Consider the following 15118-nt stretch of genomic DNA (forward strand, 5'->3'; position numbering starts at 1 on the left):
CGTCGCGCCCGCGACGCTGTGGTCCGAACGGGCCGACATGGCCGAATCGGCGATCATCTCGCGGCACCTGCGCGCGCTGTGGGCGCTGCCGGGCACCGAACTCGGCGTGGTCGGCTGGCCCGCCACCAAGCGCGAGCGGGTCTTCGGCGGGTGGCACTACTGGTGGCAGGCGCATCTGATCGAATGCGCGATCGACGCCGCGAACCGGGCGCCGACTCCGCTGCGCCGCAGGCGGATCGCCGCTCTGGCGCGCTCGCATCGCATCCGCAACCTCACCGGCTGGACCAACCGGTACTACGACGACATGGCATGGCTGGCCATCGCACTGGAACGCGCCGAGCGCACCCAGGGCACCGACGTGCGCAGCGCGCTGGCCGCGCTGGAGAAGCAACTGCACGACGGCTGGCAGCCGCAGATCGGCGGCGGCCTGCCCTGGCGCACCGGTTCCGACTATTTCAACGCGCCCGCGAACGGCCCCGCCGCGATCGCGCTGTTACGGCTCGGGCGCATCCAGCGCGCTCAGGAGATGGCCGACTGGCTGGACGCGACGCTGCGCGATCCGGAGACCGGTTTGATCCTCGACGGAATCCATCTGCCCTCCGGCGAGATCGAGCGCCCCGTGTTCACCTACTGCCAGGGCGTTGCGCTCGGCTTGGAGACCGAACTGGCCGTGCAGACGGGCGATCCGAAGCACATCGAACGCGTGCACCGGCTGCTCGCGGCCGTCGAGGAACACATGACCACCGACGGTGTCGTCAACGGCGGCGGCGGGGGCGACGGCGGACTGTTCAACGGCATCCTGGCCCGATACCTGGCGCTGGTCGCGGTGATGTTGCCCGGTGAGGACTCCGAACAGGTCGCCGACCGCCGTGCGGCCGCCGCGATCGTCACCGCGTCCGCCGAGGCGGCGTGGGCGAACCGGCTGCAAGTGGAGGGCGAGCCACTGTTCGGGCACGACTGGAGCAAGCCCGCGCAACTGCCCGGCGGCAGCGCGGGAGCCGGTTACTTCACCGCAGGCGGCTCGGTGACCTCGTCGAAGGTGCCCGGACGCGACATGTCGGTGCAGTTGTCCGGCTGGCTGCTCATGGAGGCGGCATACCAGGTCGGCGCCGCGGGGCTGTGAGCGCGGATCAGCTCTCGGATTCCAGTACCGCGCTCGGGGCCGTCTCCAGCGCGAAGTCCTCTGCGGGCTGGGACATCTCCTGCCGGTAGTGCCGCACGCCGAGCACCGTCCCGATGATCAAGCCCACCACCAGCGTGCCGATCACGATCGGCATCAGCCACGGCACCCGCCCCAGGAAGTTGCCCGCGTAGTAGCCGATGAGCAACAGCACCGGCGCCCAGACGATCGCCCCGACGGTGCTGGCCACGGTGAATTTGCGGTGGTCCATTCGCGCCGCGCCCGCGACCGAGGGGCACAGGGTGCGTACCCAGGGGATCCACCGGGCGATCAGCACCGCGACGAATCCGTGCCGGTGCAGCAGTTCGGCGACGCGCTGCAGATTGCGGACGTTGATGTATCTGCCGTTCTTGCGGGCGACCAGATGCCGTCCGGTCCGATGCCCGATGACGTAGCCGACCTGGTTGCCCGCGATGGCCGCCACCATCGCGCCCAGCGACAGCGCCCATACGTGCGCCTCGCCCGAAGCGTGCGATGCCATCACGATGCCCGCGGTGATGAGCATCGAGTCACCGGGCAGGAACAGCCCGAGGATCACCGCGCACTCGAGGAAGACGAAGGTCAACACCACTGCCCAGACGAGCGCGGGGCCCGCGGAGAGTAGCGGATCGAAACTGCCCACGGCTAGGGGCGACGAGTCCGTCGTCACCGGCTTCAGCGGGTGCGCTCGCTGGTCGAAGCGGTCAGCTCGCTCTCGACCGCCTCGGACACGGGTGTACCGCGGCGAATCTTCTTCACCACGGCGGTGATGCCGGGCAGGATCGACACGAAGACGATGAGCAGGAAGATCGCCTCGACGTGGTCACGGATGAACGCGACGTTGCCCAGGAAGTAGCCGAGCACCGTGACGCCGCCGCCCCACAGCACCGCGCCGACGATGTCGAACGCGACGTACTTGCGATAGTCCATTTTGGAGACTCCGGCCAGGACCGGCATGAAGGTGCGCACGATCGGCACGAACCGGGCCAGGACGATCGTCTTGGGTCCGTGCTTCTCGAAGAATTCGTGGGTCTCCGTGACGTAATGCTTCTTGAAGAACCGGGTGTCCTCTTTCTGGAACAGCGCCGGCCCGATCGCTCGTCCGATCCAGTAGGCACACTGGTCGCCCGCGAAAGCGACCAGGACGACGGCGGGTACCAGAACCCAGATCGACACCGGCGGATTCGGCTGCGCGGACAGCAGGCCGCCGGTGAACAGCAGCGAATCGCCGGGCAGGATCGGGAACAGCAAGCCGGTCTCGATGAAGACGATGACCAGGATGGCCGGCAGCACCGCGTTCTTCAGCCACGTCTCCGTGAGCAGGTGCATCGGGTCGAGCAACTCGGTAAGCGCGAGGTTGCTCGTCACCGATTCTGTCGCTGCCTGCAGAATCACGTGGCCTCCTGTCCCGATACGGCTGGCGTGCATCGCTTGCCACCGCGTCGGAAGCTGCCAGCGCAAATTACCGGCCCCACAGTACCGGCTCCGCCTGAGAATGCTCGCGCGGTGCGCGAAATTACCGGTGGGTCACCTGTCCACTCCCTCCCTGCATACCAGGCGAAACACAGCTGCCTTAGGGTAAGGACTGACAAAATAGGTCTTTGCCGCACAACACGGAGGTCTTACTGTGCCCATCGCGACTCCGGAGGTCTACGCCGAGATGCTCGGTCGGGCCAAAGCCAATTCCTTCGCCTTCCCGGCCATCAACTGCACGTCGTCGGAGACGGTCAACGCGGCCATCAAGGGTTTCGCGGACGCGGGCAGCGACGGCATCATCCAGTTCTCCACCGGCGGCGCGGAATTCGGCTCCGGCCAGGGTGTGAAGGACATGGTCACCGGCGCGGTGGCGCTGGCCGAGTTCGCGCACGTGGTCGCGGCCAGGTACGACGTGACCATCGCGCTGCACACCGACCACTGTCCCAAGGACAAGCTGGACACCTTCGTCCGGCCGCTGCTGGCGATCTCCCAGGAGCGGGTCAACGCCGGTAAGAACCCGCTGTTCCAGTCGCACATGTGGGACGGCTCCGCGATTCCGATCGACGAGAACCTCGAGATCGCCAAGGAACTGCTGAAGGCCACACACGCCGCGAACATCATTCTCGAGGTCGAGATCGGTGTCGTCGGCGGTGAAGAGGACGGCGTCGAGGCGGAGATCAACGAGAAGCTCTACACCTCGCCGGAGGACTTCGAGAAGACCATCGACGCCCTCGGCTCGGGCGAGAACGGCAAATACCTGCTCGCGGCCACCTTCGGCAACGTGCACGGCGTGTACAAGCCGGGCAACGTCGTGCTCAAGCCCGAGGTGCTCGCCGAGGGCCAGCGCGTCGCGGCGGCCAAGCTCGGCCTCGGCGCCGACGCGCAGCCGTTCGACTTCGTCTTCCACGGCGGTTCCGGCTCGCTGAAGTCCGAGATCGAGGACTCGCTGCGCTTCGGCGTGGTGAAGATGAACGTCGACACCGACACCCAGTACGCGTTCACGCGGCCGGTGGCCGGGCACATGTTCGCCAACTACGACGGCGTGCTGAAGATCGACGGCGAAGTGGGCAACAAGAAGGCCTACGACCCGCGCAGCTACCTGAAGAAGGCCGAGGCGTCGATGGCGGCCCGCGTGGTCGAGGCGTGCAACGACCTGCACTCCGCCGGACGCTCGATCAGCGCCTGACCCTGATTCACCCGTCAGGGGCTTGGTGCACATGATTCTGGATGTGCGCGTGCTCGGGCCCGTGCGGCTGCTCGTCGGTGGTGAACCGGTGGCCGTCGGCGGGCCCAAACCGCGAGCTCTGCTCGCCGCGCTCACGGTGAATCGGCGGCGCGCGGTGTCCTCGGCCGCGCTCGCCGATATGGTGTGGAACGAGGAACCACCCGACTCCTATGCCGCGAGCCTGCAGGTCTTCGTCTCGAACATCCGCAAGGCGCTGCGGAACTCCGGGGTCGACCCGGCGACGGTGCTGCGCACCGAGTCGTCGGGCTATCGGCTGGAGATCGACGAGACCGCCTGCGATCTCGGACGTTTCGAGGCGGCGCGGGAGGCCGGCTCGCGCGCCGCGGAACTGGGCGATCATGCCGGGGCGGCGCAGTTGTTCGGCTCCGCCCTGCGCGAGTGGAGCGGCCGGGCGCTGGCCGATCTGGCCGGTTTGCAGTTCGCCGACGGCTTCGCCACCGCCATGGACGAGGAGCGGCTGCTGGCCGCCTCGGCCCGGATCGACGCCGAGATCGCCTGCGGGCGCGCGTCCTCGGTGATCGGCGAGCTGGTCGCGATGACCAACGAGCACCCGCTGCGCGAACCGCTGTGGGGTCAGCTGATCACCGCGCTGTATCTGTCCGGACGTCAGGCGGACGCGCTGGAGGCGTGCCGGAAGGTGCGCGGCGTGCTCGCCGACGAACTCGGCATCGACCCGGGACCGGCGCTGGTCGATCTGGAGCAGCGCGTCCTGCGGCAGGAGCCGCTCAGCACGGTCGAACTCCGGCAGGTCGAGCGTCTGGCCGCGGCCATGACCGAGACGGTCACCGAGATGCCGCGCGCGGTGCGCAGCGGCCAACTGCGGATGCCGGACGGTCGCGTGGTGGCGATCGCCCAGGGTGGTCTGCGCATCGGCCGGATGACCGACAACGACTTGGTGCTGGAGGACCCGCGGGCCAGCCGCTACCACGCGCACATCATGCCGAGCCGCGCCGGTCTGCTCATCAAGGACCTGCATTCGGCCAACGGCGTCTTCGTCAACGAGGATCCGATCGACAGCGGAGTGCTGCTCGCCGACGGCGACCAGATCCGTATCGGCGGGACGATCATCACCTTCCAGGCGCTGCGCTAGTCGCAGGCGATTCCGTTGCCGTCCCGGTCCAGATGCGCGTTGAAACCGGGCTGCCCGCGGTAGAGCGGTCCGGCGCCCTCCGCGCGCACTTGGTCGCAATCGGTGTAGATCTTCGGCGACCGCCCATCGGATTCCTCGGGGCGCTCGCTGTCGCCCTTCGGCCCGGACCGGTTGTGCGGTATCGGATGGTCGTCGTGCGGTCCGGCGATCGCGACGGCCGGAGGCGGGACGGCGGACGCCGCCGACGGCACGAGCACACTCGCTCCGGCCGCCAGCAGTACCGCCCCGATCGCGGGCGCGATGCGGAGAACTGACTCGGTCACGCCTTCCATCTTGCTCCCGCTTCGGCCGGTGCGCCGGTGCGATTCACTCGCAGGCGATTCCGTCGTTGTCCCGGTCCAGGTGCGGGGCGTAACCCGGCTGTCCGCGCAACAGCGGAGCCTTACCCGCGTTGCGAACCTCGGTGCAGTTCTTGTAGGACGGGCCACCCGGGGGCGCTTGTGGGGGTGGGTTCGAGTGCGGCGGGTTGTTCGGTTGAGGCGGGTTGTTCGGTGGTGGCGGGGTAGCTTGCGGCGGCGCCGCGGGCGGTGCGCAGAATTGTGCGGATCCTGAGCTGCAGAGCAGGTCGGTGAGTGGATCGGCCGCCGCGACGGGCGAGCCGATGGCGAGCGCGGCGGTGGTGAGCAGACAGGCGGAGCCGATGCCGAGCAGGGTGCGCAAGAGCGTGTTCTTCATGTGATCCGTTCTCGGTCAGCGCCGGGCGCGGCGGAACACGCTCGGCGGCAACAGGTTCGAACAATGACCCGGAGCGGTGCTCCGGACGGCCGCTCTCCCCGACAGGAGCCGTCGCGGAGTGGACGCTAGCAAAGTTCTGGCGTCGCGCCTTGCAAATGAAGCAATTTCATCCTTTTAAATGGGCGTGTCGGTCGGCCGGTTTTCGAAAGTCGAACGGGGTAGGGTCGTTCGCTGGTTCGTCTTCGCAAGGTTCGTGTCCGCAATGGATTTCGAGGGGTTTGCTATGGCGATGCGAATGCTGGCCGCCGTCGGTGCGATCGTGGTCGGTGCGGGGTTGCTCGTCTACGCCGATGGGTCGGCCGCCGCGGCGCCGGATGCGGCCGGAGGCCCGGCGGGGGTGGGGCCGTGCGCGACCGATCCGGCGGCGACCCACGAGCCGCTGGTGCCGAAAACGGTGGAGGTGCCGATTCCCTATCCGGTGGTCACCGTGCTCCCGCCGCAGGCGCCGGACCCCGCGCCGATACGAACGCGGATGGAGCTTCCGCCCGATCCGTGCGCCAATCCTTGCCCCGACCTCACCGATCTGCCCGGTGCGCCGCCGAGTCTCGCCGGACAGCTGGGAATTCCGGAGATCCTGCTGAATCCGAAGCCGTTCCACTTCGCGATTCCCGGGCCCGGTCCCGACCCCGGTCAGGTGCCGCCGCGGCCCGCGCCGGTGCGGCCGCCGGTCGAACCCGCGGCGCAGTCACCAGCCCGGCCCGCCCCTCGCGTCGGCCCCGCTCGCGAGGTGGCGAAGCTGACCGGCGCGAATTCGGTGAACCGCACCGACAAGCGGTGGCAGGTGGACGGTACCGACCTCGGCATCATGTGGGAGAGCGCACCGGGCGAGATCGCGACCGCGTTCGGCGACACCGTCGGACGCGGCTTCCATCCGCCGGGTGGCATGGGGCTGGATTGGCGCAGCAACGTGCTCGCCTTCAGCACCGACCGCGACCTCGCCGACGGGGTGACCTTCGACCGGATGGTCACCGACGACCGCTGCCACGCGGCCGAGGTTCTCTCCAGCCGCAAACTCGACAACGTCGAGGTCACCACCATTCCCACCTCGGGTTTCGCGCTCGGCGGGCGACAGTACCTGAGCTACATGTCGATTCGGACCTGGAACAGCCTGCCCGGCACGTTCTTCACGAACTACGGCGGCATCGCCTACTCCGACGATCACGGTGAGACCTGGACGAAGGATCCGCACGCCCGCTGGGACAACATCTTCGGGCTGGCGAATTTCCAAGTCAGCGCGATGGTTCCGCACGGCGGTTACGTCTACATGTTCGGCACGCCCAACACGCGCCTCGGCGCGGTCGGCCTGGCCCGGGTACCTGAGGACCAACTGCTCAACACCACCGCCTACCAGTATTGGCAGGACGGCGTCTGGACGCCCGTCGGCGGTTTCGCCTCGGCCACGCCGATCGTGGACGGCACCGTCGGTGAGCTGTCCGTCCGCTACGACGACGCCCGCGACGTCTGGCAGATGAGCTATCTGGACACGACCAAGGCCGCCATCGTCGTCCGGGAGGCGGACACGCCGCAGGGCGTGTGGTCGGAGAGCGCGCCGACGGTCTCGGCGCTGACCTATCCGGAGCTGTACGGCGGGTTCATCCACCCGTGGTCCTCGGGATCGGACCTCTACTTCACCATCTCGACCTGGAGTGACTACAACGTCTACCTGATGCACTCGGTCGTGAACGAGTGATCCGGGCTAGCGCAGCCGCACCTCGGCCACCGCGCGACCGAACAGCTTGCGCCCTTCGGAGGAGCCGCCGAGCAGGATGGTCGCGGTGCGCGCGGCCGGGTCGAGCGACTTGATCCGGCCGGTGAAATCGACCGTGCTCGCCGCGTCGGCGGCGACCGGAACGAAGCCGGAGAACCGCACGCTGAACTTCTGGATGGCGGTCGGATCGCCCAGCCACGCGGTGAGATAGCCACCGGCCAAGCCCATGGTCAGCATGCCGTGCGCGACCACGGTCGGCAGCCCGGCCAGCTGCGCGGCGTGGTCGCTGAAGTGGATCGGGTTGGCGTCGCCCGAAACGCCCGCGTAGTTCGCCAGGTCACCGCGGGTGAGCCGGAAGGCGCCTTCGGGAAGCTGATCGCCGGGGGCGAGTTCGTCGAACGCGGGCAGCGTGTGCACGGTCGTGCGCTCGTGTTCGGCCGGCTCGACCAGCGGGCCGACGCCCAGCGGCACCAGCACGTCGTTGTGGGCGAGATCCGCTCCGGAGTCGACCGGGCGCCCGTGCATCATGATGTTCTCGACCACGTCGTCCAGGGCGGCGTCGACCTCGGCCCCGCGGCGGGCGACGATCGTGGTCGAGCCGACGATGGCGACCTCGCCGTGCTGATTGCTCAGCGAGAAGCGCACCACGATGAAGTCGTTGTCCCCGAACCGGCGGATCGACTCGATGACGATCTCGCTGCGTATCCGGTCGCCGGCCAGGATCGGCCGGTAGATCTCGAAGACCTGGTCGGTCTGCAGGAACTGGGAGAGGTCGTACTGGGTGAGCACGGAGTCGAGCAGCGCCCTGGTCGCGGTCATCCCGATCACCGACGCGAAGGTCGGCGGCGCGATGATCCCGGGATACCCGAGCGCCCGTGCGTCGGCTTCGCGCTGGTGCGCCGCGTGGTGGTTCTGGACCCCGCGGGCGAACTCCCTGACCTTCTCCCGGCCGACCTCGTAATGGTCCAGCACCCGGAATCGCTGTCCGGTCGGCGTCACCGGAACGGCCTCGACATCCGGCCGCGCCATCGTCTGTTCCCTGCTCATGATCCGGGCCATGCTACTGCTGAACCGGACCATTGACCAGGTGTGTGTGACGTGCGCGACCGGCATCGATGCGTGGCGGCTATCACGCCGCCGGGTGGTTACTGGGTGCTGCCGGGCGGGTCGCAGACCTTCCATCCGTCGTCGGTGCGCTGCAGGTCGAAGGTGCGCGCGGACCGCTTCGCCGGGTCGGCTTCGGTGTACACCGTGGCCTGCGCGATGGCGGTGGCGTCGGTGATGCGGATGGCGTCGATGCTGTCCACCACCGGAATGTTCTTCCGCTCCATCGATAGCTTGTGCACACCGGCGAACTGGTCGCTAGGGATGCCCTGATAGAAGTCGTGCAGCGGACCGCACGTCGTGGAGCGGAGCGCCTCCAGGTCGCCGGTCTTCAGCGCCTCGGTGTAGCTGGTGATCGCGCTGCGCACCTGAGCCTCGGGGGAGTCGTCGCCGGACATCGTGACGAGCGACACGATCACCGCCACGAGCGCGACCACCAGCACGACCGCCCCGCCCGCGATGAGCAGCAAGCGGTTGTTCCGGGCGGGCTCTGTGGCGGACGCCCCGGCGCCTTGCGCGGCCGGGGGGATCCGCTGCGGCGGCGCGACGGGCCGGGTGTGCGGCGCGCGCGGGCCCGTCATCGACTGCGCGGGCACGGTCTGCTGGACGTCCGCGGGTGACGGGGCGGTCGCCACCTGTCGCGGCCTGCCCTGTGGGCGCTGCGGCGACGGCCGCGTCTCCTCCACTCCCGGGCCGTGCTGCGGCGGCGCGGACGGGCCGTGCGGGCCGGGCTGCTTCGGACCGGAGGCCGGGCGCGGCGTGCTCGGGGGCTTCGTGATCGGGACCGGCCCCGCCGGTGACGCGACCACACGATCGGTCCCCGGCCTGCCGCCGTCGGCGGGGCGCTGGATGGGGAGCGCGACGGTTTTCGCGTCGTCCCCGCCGATCACCGGCATCGCCATCGTGACGTCATCCGAACCGGGCGGGTTCTTCTGATCACCCGATGTGGACTCGTCGGCCGTCTGCGTGGCGGGAGTCGCCGGGCCGGCCGGAGGCTGCGGTTTGCGCATCACAACGGTCGCGCCTTCGGCGCCCTGCGGGATCGAGGCGGTCTTCGCCTCGGGGCCGGTGGAATCACTCGCCGCGGTCTCGGGCGACGCCCCCCGGGCGGGTTTCTCCGCGGCGGCCTGTCCGGATTCGGGCGCCGCTGTGCCCTGCTTCGATTGCGCCGCAGCGTCTTTGGAAGCCGACTCCCCGGCAGGAGCCACGCCCGGCGCGGAACCGCGCGTCGGACCGGACGGCGTCTGGTCCCGTTTGATCACTACGGTGCGCGCTTCGGCCGACTGGTTCGGTGCGGAACCGGACTTCGACGCGCCACCGGACTTCGGTTGCCTCGGTGCGGTCGTCCGATCGATCGCGGCCGTCTCCGCATCGGCGCCTTGCGCCGGGGCCGAGGCAGACGCGCCCGTGCCGGAGCGCGCAGGTTCGCCCCCGTCCTTCGCCGAGGCGTTCGCCCGGCCGGGGCCCGCCGGTCCGGAAGGTGCTGTGCCCTTGGTGCCGGGTGCGTTCGAAGTGGCCGACCCGGCGGAGGACGGCGCGTTGTGGCCGCTGGATTGCGCGGTAGGCGGTTGCGCGGGGCGTTGGCCCGCTGGGGTGTTCGCCCGGCCCGGTCCCGATGGGCCGGATGGCGCTGCGCCAGGGGTGTTGGAAGCGGGCGGTGTGTTCTTGTTGCCCTGGATGGTCGGTTGTGAAGGTCGTTGCGCCGCAGGGGTGTTCGCGCGGCCGGGACCTGCTGGGCCGGAAGGTGCTGCGCCCGGGGTGCCGGGTGCGTTCGAAGTGGCCGACCCGGCGGAGGACGGCGCGTTCTGGCCGCTGGATTGCGCGGTAGGCGGTTGCGCGGGGCGTTGGCCCGCTGGGGTGTTCGCCCGGCCGGGTCCCGATGGGCTGGATGGTGCTGTGCCGGGGGTGTTGGAAGCGGGCGGTGTGTTCTGGTTGCCCTGGACAGGCGGTTGCGCGGGGCGCTGGCCTGCTGGGGGATCAGCCCGGCCGGGACCTGCCGGTCCGGAAGGTGCGGTGCTCTTGGTTCCGGGTGCGCCGGAAGTCGTCGAGCCGGCGGCAGGCGGGGTGTGCTGGCCCGCGGACGGTGCGACAGATGCTTGCGCCGGTCGTTGGCCCGCCGGGGACGTCGCGGAAGCGGGTGCGTTCGGTTTACCGGTGCCGCCCGGTGCCGCGCCGGGTGTGCTGCCCGCGGGCCTCGGCGCTGAATTCGGCGGCTGAGCGTTCGTCTCGGCGGCGAGGCCAGAGGACGGCGCGCCCTTGGCGCTCGTGCCACCGGGCGCGGGTGCGTTTGATCCGGCTGCCGAGGAGTTCGAGGGAGCAGGTCGGGAGGCAGAACCAGTTCGGTTGTCCGGTGCCGGGGGCTTCGCGCCGCCGGACGGACCGGGCTGCTGCGTGGAGCCCGCGCCCCGCGCGGGGCCGCCCGCCGCTGCGGAGGTGCTCGAAGTCGTGGCGGAGGACGGTGCGTCAGCACCAGCCGTGGGACCATTCGCCGGTTTCCCACCCGGCGTGTTCGATGCGGGGGCCGGTGAGTTCGGACTGCCCGCGGGGCCGTTCGCCGGTTTCGCGCCCGCCGTGTTCGTCGTCGCGTCGGTGTTCCTCGACGAGGCCGGACCGCTGCCCGGGTTGGCAGGTGCTTGTCCGGGGTCTCCGGCGCGCGGCCCGCTGGGGGCTGGACCGCGGTTGCCCGCGTCCGCGCCGGACGCGGATCGGTCCGTACCCGACGGCGAGGCATTCGGCCGCTGTCCCTTGGCGATGCGCTCGGTGGGCGCAGCCGATGCGTCCGGGTTACGTTCCGCGGCGGCACCGGGGCGTGCGTCGGCTCCGGCGGCGTCGGCCGGTTCGGCGCTGTCCCGCGCCGGATTCTTCTCGTCGTTCGGGTCGGACACGCACACCCCTCGTCAAAGCGGAACTGTTTGAACTCGACGGCCAGCCTAATGGTCGCGGCCCGACGAGGTCCGGCATCAGCCCACGTCCAGCCGAACGAACGCCGAGCCGCCCGAGGTTCGTCCTCGGACCTGCGCCCGGCGGGCGAAGCCGCCTGTCGAGCAAACCGTCGTGCCGTGCACAATGAACCGCATGACCTCGTTCGGTGACCTGCTCGGACCGCAACCGGTACTGCTACCCGAAATCCCCGACGCCGAGGACGCGCTGCTCGACAACGCCGATCCGGTGCGGGTCGCGGCCGAGCACCCGGCCGCCTCGATCGCCTGGGCGTACCTCGCCGAGGCGGCGCTGACCCGTGGCGAAGCCGAGGACGAGGCGATCAATCACGACATCGTCGCCGCGTACGCGTTCGCCCGCACCGGCTACCACCGCGGCCTGGACCTGCTGCGCCGCAACGGCTGGAAGGGCTTCGGTCCCGTGCCGTGGAGCCACGAGCCCAATCGGGGCTTCCTGCGCAGCGTCGGCGCGCTGGCCCGGGCCGCCAAGCTGATCGGCGAGACCGACGAGTACGCCCGCTGCCTCGATCTGCTGGAAGACTGCGACCCTCGGGCGGCCGCGGAGCTCGGCCTCGACTGAGTCGTAGTGATCGGAGTACCGCGTAGCGATTCGAGCAGGGGTGGCGGCCGGGCGAGGGGTGCGTTCGACCCGATGTCCCGGGTCGGCGTGGCCCGCGCGAACAGTGTGGCGAGGCTGCGCACCTCCTGGTCGCGGCTGCGCCGATCGGTGCTGCCGATCATCCAGTGTTCGGTGGGCGCCGCGCTGGCCTGGTTCCTCGCCCATCACGTGATCGGTCACGCGCTGCCGTTCTTCGCGCCGACCGCCGCCGTGGTGTCGATGGGCATCTCCTTCGGCGCGCGGCTGCGTCGCTCGGTGGAACTGGTGGTCGGCGTCGCGGTCGGCATCGGCATCGGCGATCTGTTCATCTCCCGCGTCGGCACCGGCGTGTGGCAGATCGCGCTGGTGGTCGCGGTCGCCATGGCCGCGGCGGTGTTCCTGGACGGCGGTTCGGTCATCACCGTGCAGGCGGCCGGTTCCGCCGTGCTCGTCGCGACATTGCTCCCGCCCTCGGCGGGCGGCGGCCTCTCCCGCATGATCGATGCCTTGGTGGGCGGTCTGGTCGGGGTGTTGGTGGTCGCGGCGATCCCGCTGCACCCGGTGCGCAGAGCGCGGACGCTCGCCGCGGACATCCTCGCCGTAATGGGCAGATCGATCAGCAGCTGCGCCGACGGACTGCTGGAACAGGATCCGGAGAAGCTGCACCACGCGCTGTCCGCGATGCGCGCCACGCAGCCGCAGATCGACTCCTTGCGTGCCACCTTGGAAGGCGGCAGGGAGATCAGCCGGATCTCGCCGCTGTACTGGAACTCCCGTGACCGTCTCGAACGCATCAGGGCCACCGCGGACCCACTGGACAACGCCATCCGCAACACCCGAGTTCTGTTGCGGCGCTCGCTGACCCTGGTGCGCGACGACGAAATCCTCGATCCCGGATTGATCGACGAGGTGGAGCGCCTCGGCCAAGCCGTCGACGTGGTGCGCCGGATGATGCTGGCCGACCCCGGTGAGCAGCCCGACCGCGCCGAAGCGGCCCGGGTACTGCGCTCGGTCGCGAAGGGCGCGCGCCCGGAACTGGTAGCGGGTGCGGGGCTTTCGGCGCACGTCGTCTTCGCGCAGGTGCGTTCCACGCTGGTAGATCTGATGCAGGTGTGCGGCGTGCAACGTATCTCGGCGATTGCCCTGCTGCCGCCGACGGTCAAGAATCCCTACGTGCGGCCCGAGGTGTGAACCCGTACTACTCAGCGGTATTCGGACATTAGTGCCGGGCACCGTGCTCCGCGTCCGGCGCGGCGCGGCGAAAGTTCGATCTTCGAGTAGTCCGCTACTCGCGTTTCGTGCGTTGTCCCGCAGTAGCTTTGCGATGTGACCGCGAGTCGAGGGGTATCGCGGTCGACCGCTTCGCACGTGGACGAAAGGACCTCTCGGCCAAGGGGTGTGATGGCCGAGAGGCGGGGCGGATCGGAAGCGGGCGAAGAAGCGGGGCCGTCCGGCCGACCCGACCGGGCGGCCCTGCGCCGCACCGGCGTCGCTGAGCGGGCGCGCCGGCGATCAGGTCCAGAATCGCGTCAGGTAGCCGCCGTAGCGCGACCAATTAGACGGGACGCCGGACAGTTCGAACAGTCCGTACACCGCGTCGAAGAACACCTGGTTGATGGCGGGGGTGAACAGAAGCGCGAACAGGATCAGCATGCCGAACGGCTTGAACTGATCGAGCGAGCGTCTGGTCTGGTAGCTCAGCGACGGCTCGACGATGCCGTAGCCGTCCAGTCCGGGCAGCGGGATCAGGTTCAGCAGCGCCGCCGTTATCTGCAGGAACGCAAGGAAACTCACGCCGAACCAGAACGCGGGATGGCTGCTGGAGCTGCCCCAGATCCGCACGGTCACCAGGAGCAGCACCGCGCACAGCGCGTTCACGGCGGGCCCGGCGCCGCTGATGATCCGCTGCGTGCGCGGCGCGACATTGTGCGTGTGCACGTAGACCGCGCCGCCCGGCAAGCCGATCCCGCCGAGCGCGATGAACACGATCGGCAGCACGATCGACAGCAGGGGATGGCTGTACTTCAGCGGATTGAGCGTCAGATAGCCGCGCAACTCGGCCTCGCGGTCGCCCGCGCGCCAAGCGGTGTAGGCGTGCGCGAACTCGTGCAGGCACAGCGATACCACCCAGCCGGACACCACGAAGACGAAGACACCGGCCTTGGCTCGGGTCGAGTCGAGTGCGGCGTCCCAGGCCAGCGCGCCGCCCACCGCGGTCATGGCGATCACGAGCAGGAACACCGGGCTCGGCCGGACCGCGCGCGACCTGCGGCCGATCGGGAACGGGGCGTTCATCGCACCAGCAGCCAGGATTCGTGGTGGCGGTAGAACGTCGAGCGCGGCACCGGGCGATCGGCGCGGACGCCGTCCCTGGTCACGATCGCGCCGGGCGTGCCGAGCTGCGCGGCCCGCCCCTCCACCCAGCGCCGCTTGCGGAAGCGTTTGCGCACGGTGGCCCGCACACCGGGCGGTTCGAGGCACGGCGAGACGAGCATGGCGGTCACCTGTCCGGAGAACAGCAGCGTGTCGTCGACATAGGCTTCGCCCTCCAGCTTCTCGCCGCCGATGCCCGCGATCACCGCCCGGCCCACGAGCACCTTGCCGGTGTCGTCGCGAACCAGCGGCGTCTCGGCCGCGCGGCCGTCGATGGCGCGTTTGGCGGCGGCGTTGCCGGTGCCGGTCTGGTAGGCGCGGGAACCGTAGGTCTTCTCGACCGGCACGTATCCGATCTCCACGTGCAAGCGCTCGGTGCGCATCAGATGGGTGAGCACCGCGGCCAGCGCGGGGTCCTCACCCAGCACGATCAGGCGCGGGAGGCTGTCGGCGGCCAGTACGGGAAGCAGCTCATCGATCACCGCGGGATCGGGGACGGCGGCCGTCTGGGTGGTCGGCAGCGCCGCGAGGGCGATGGGTACGGGGGCGCCGTCGCAGCGGAGAACATGGGTACTCAAGCTGCCGTACACCCTCCTCGGTTCGAGCCGACACCGTCGGGCCCCTCGCATT

General features: G+C 69.8%; 15 protein-coding genes. 7 read left to right on the forward strand and 8 right to left on the reverse strand.

Features of this window, described 5'->3' with window-relative positions; all coding sequences use genetic code 11:
* The first annotated feature begins 37 nt into the window (after nucleotides 1–37).
* Nucleotides 38–1123: a glycoside hydrolase family 76 protein gene (locus ACZ6DL_RS10190; RefSeq protein ID WP_466050498.1), complete on the forward strand. Its 1086-nt coding sequence runs from the start codon at nucleotides 38–40 to the stop codon at nucleotides 1121–1123.
* A 7-nt stretch (nucleotides 1124–1130) separates the two neighbouring features.
* Here the strand turns inward: ACZ6DL_RS10190 and ACZ6DL_RS10195 are convergent, their stop codons facing one another.
* Both ACZ6DL_RS10195 and ACZ6DL_RS10200 read right to left on the reverse strand, forming a co-directional pair.
* On the reverse strand, nucleotides 1131–1829 hold the full coding sequence (locus ACZ6DL_RS10195; protein ID WP_357034907.1) for a DedA family protein: 699 nt from the start codon (nucleotides 1827–1829) through the stop codon (nucleotides 1131–1133).
* Nucleotides 1830–1834: 5 nt separating this feature from the next.
* Complete coding sequence (locus ACZ6DL_RS10200) at nucleotides 1835–2587, reverse strand: DedA family protein (protein ID WP_083864094.1); 753 nt, start codon at nucleotides 2585–2587, stop codon at nucleotides 1835–1837.
* 199 nt (nucleotides 2588–2786) lie between these two features.
* On the opposite strand from ACZ6DL_RS10200, the gene fbaA reads away from it, so the two are divergent.
* Together fbaA and ACZ6DL_RS10210 are read left to right on the forward strand one after the other, a co-directional pair.
* A complete protein-coding gene (fbaA, locus tag ACZ6DL_RS10205; RefSeq protein ID WP_357034904.1) occupies nucleotides 2787–3821 on the forward strand; it encodes a class II fructose-bisphosphate aldolase in 1035 nt (344 codons plus the stop codon).
* A 31-nt stretch (nucleotides 3822–3852) separates the two neighbouring features.
* Nucleotides 3853–4971 (forward strand): BTAD domain-containing putative transcriptional regulator, encoded by a 1119-nt coding sequence (locus ACZ6DL_RS10210; RefSeq protein ID WP_466050211.1) that lies wholly within the window; start codon nucleotides 3853–3855, stop codon nucleotides 4969–4971.
* Here ACZ6DL_RS10210 and ACZ6DL_RS10215 read toward each other — a convergent pair.
* Both ACZ6DL_RS10215 and ACZ6DL_RS10220 read right to left on the reverse strand, forming a co-directional pair.
* A complete protein-coding gene (locus ACZ6DL_RS10215; protein WP_466050212.1) occupies nucleotides 4968–5294 on the reverse strand; it encodes an excalibur calcium-binding domain-containing protein in 327 nt (108 codons plus the stop codon). The genes ACZ6DL_RS10210 and ACZ6DL_RS10215 overlap by 4 nt on opposite strands.
* A 43-nt stretch (nucleotides 5295–5337) precedes the next feature.
* The gene (locus tag ACZ6DL_RS10220; protein WP_396983034.1) at nucleotides 5338–5706 is read right to left on the reverse strand and encodes an excalibur calcium-binding domain-containing protein; all 369 of its coding nucleotides are present in this window, start codon (nucleotides 5704–5706) and stop codon (nucleotides 5338–5340) included.
* A gap of 283 nt (nucleotides 5707–5989) precedes the next feature.
* Between ACZ6DL_RS10220 and ACZ6DL_RS10225 the strand changes: the two genes are divergently transcribed.
* Nucleotides 5990–7456, forward strand: coding sequence for a DUF4185 domain-containing protein (locus ACZ6DL_RS10225; RefSeq protein ID WP_466050213.1), 1467 nt, complete (start codon nucleotides 5990–5992; stop codon nucleotides 7454–7456).
* A gap of 6 nt (nucleotides 7457–7462) precedes the next feature.
* Here the strand turns inward: ACZ6DL_RS10225 and ACZ6DL_RS10230 are convergent, their stop codons facing one another.
* Together ACZ6DL_RS10230 and ACZ6DL_RS10235 are read right to left on the reverse strand one after the other, a co-directional pair.
* Nucleotides 7463–8521, reverse strand: a complete 1059-nt coding sequence (locus ACZ6DL_RS10230) for a fused (3R)-hydroxyacyl-ACP dehydratase subunits HadA/HadB (RefSeq protein ID WP_466050214.1) — start codon at nucleotides 8519–8521, stop codon at nucleotides 7463–7465.
* A 98-nt stretch (nucleotides 8522–8619) separates the two neighbouring features.
* Complete coding sequence (locus ACZ6DL_RS10235) at nucleotides 8620–9786, reverse strand: Rv0361 family membrane protein (RefSeq protein ID WP_466050215.1); 1167 nt, start codon at nucleotides 9784–9786, stop codon at nucleotides 8620–8622.
* Nucleotides 9787–10921: 1135 nt separating this feature from the next.
* Between ACZ6DL_RS10235 and ACZ6DL_RS10240 the strand changes: the two genes are divergently transcribed.
* The 3 genes from ACZ6DL_RS10240 to ACZ6DL_RS10250 all read left to right on the forward strand — a co-directional run bounded on the left by ACZ6DL_RS10240 (nucleotide 10922) and on the right by ACZ6DL_RS10250 (nucleotide 13306).
* Nucleotides 10922–11494: a hypothetical protein gene (locus ACZ6DL_RS10240; protein WP_466050216.1), complete on the forward strand. Its 573-nt coding sequence runs from the start codon at nucleotides 10922–10924 to the stop codon at nucleotides 11492–11494.
* A 159-nt stretch (nucleotides 11495–11653) separates the two neighbouring features.
* Complete coding sequence (locus tag ACZ6DL_RS10245; protein WP_466050217.1) at nucleotides 11654–12097, forward strand: DUF3151 domain-containing protein; 444 nt, start codon at nucleotides 11654–11656, stop codon at nucleotides 12095–12097.
* Between the two features lie 72 nt (nucleotides 12098–12169).
* On the forward strand, nucleotides 12170–13306 hold the full coding sequence (locus tag ACZ6DL_RS10250) for an FUSC family protein (protein ID WP_466050218.1): 1137 nt from the start codon (nucleotides 12170–12172) through the stop codon (nucleotides 13304–13306).
* 321 nt (nucleotides 13307–13627) lie between these two features.
* Here ACZ6DL_RS10250 and ACZ6DL_RS10255 read toward each other — a convergent pair whose 3' ends face one another.
* Nucleotides 13628–14410 (reverse strand): site-2 protease family protein, encoded by a 783-nt coding sequence (locus tag ACZ6DL_RS10255; RefSeq protein WP_466050219.1) that lies wholly within the window; start codon nucleotides 14408–14410, stop codon nucleotides 13628–13630.
* Entirely contained in the window at nucleotides 14407–15066 is a 660-nt protein-coding gene (locus tag ACZ6DL_RS10260; protein WP_393232384.1) for a hypothetical protein, read from the reverse strand. Before ACZ6DL_RS10260 ends, ACZ6DL_RS10255 begins: the two co-directional genes overlap by 4 nt.
* Between the last annotated feature and the right edge of the window lie 52 nt (nucleotides 15067–15118).

This window comes from Nocardia sp. NPDC041819 (assembly GCF_055590505.1).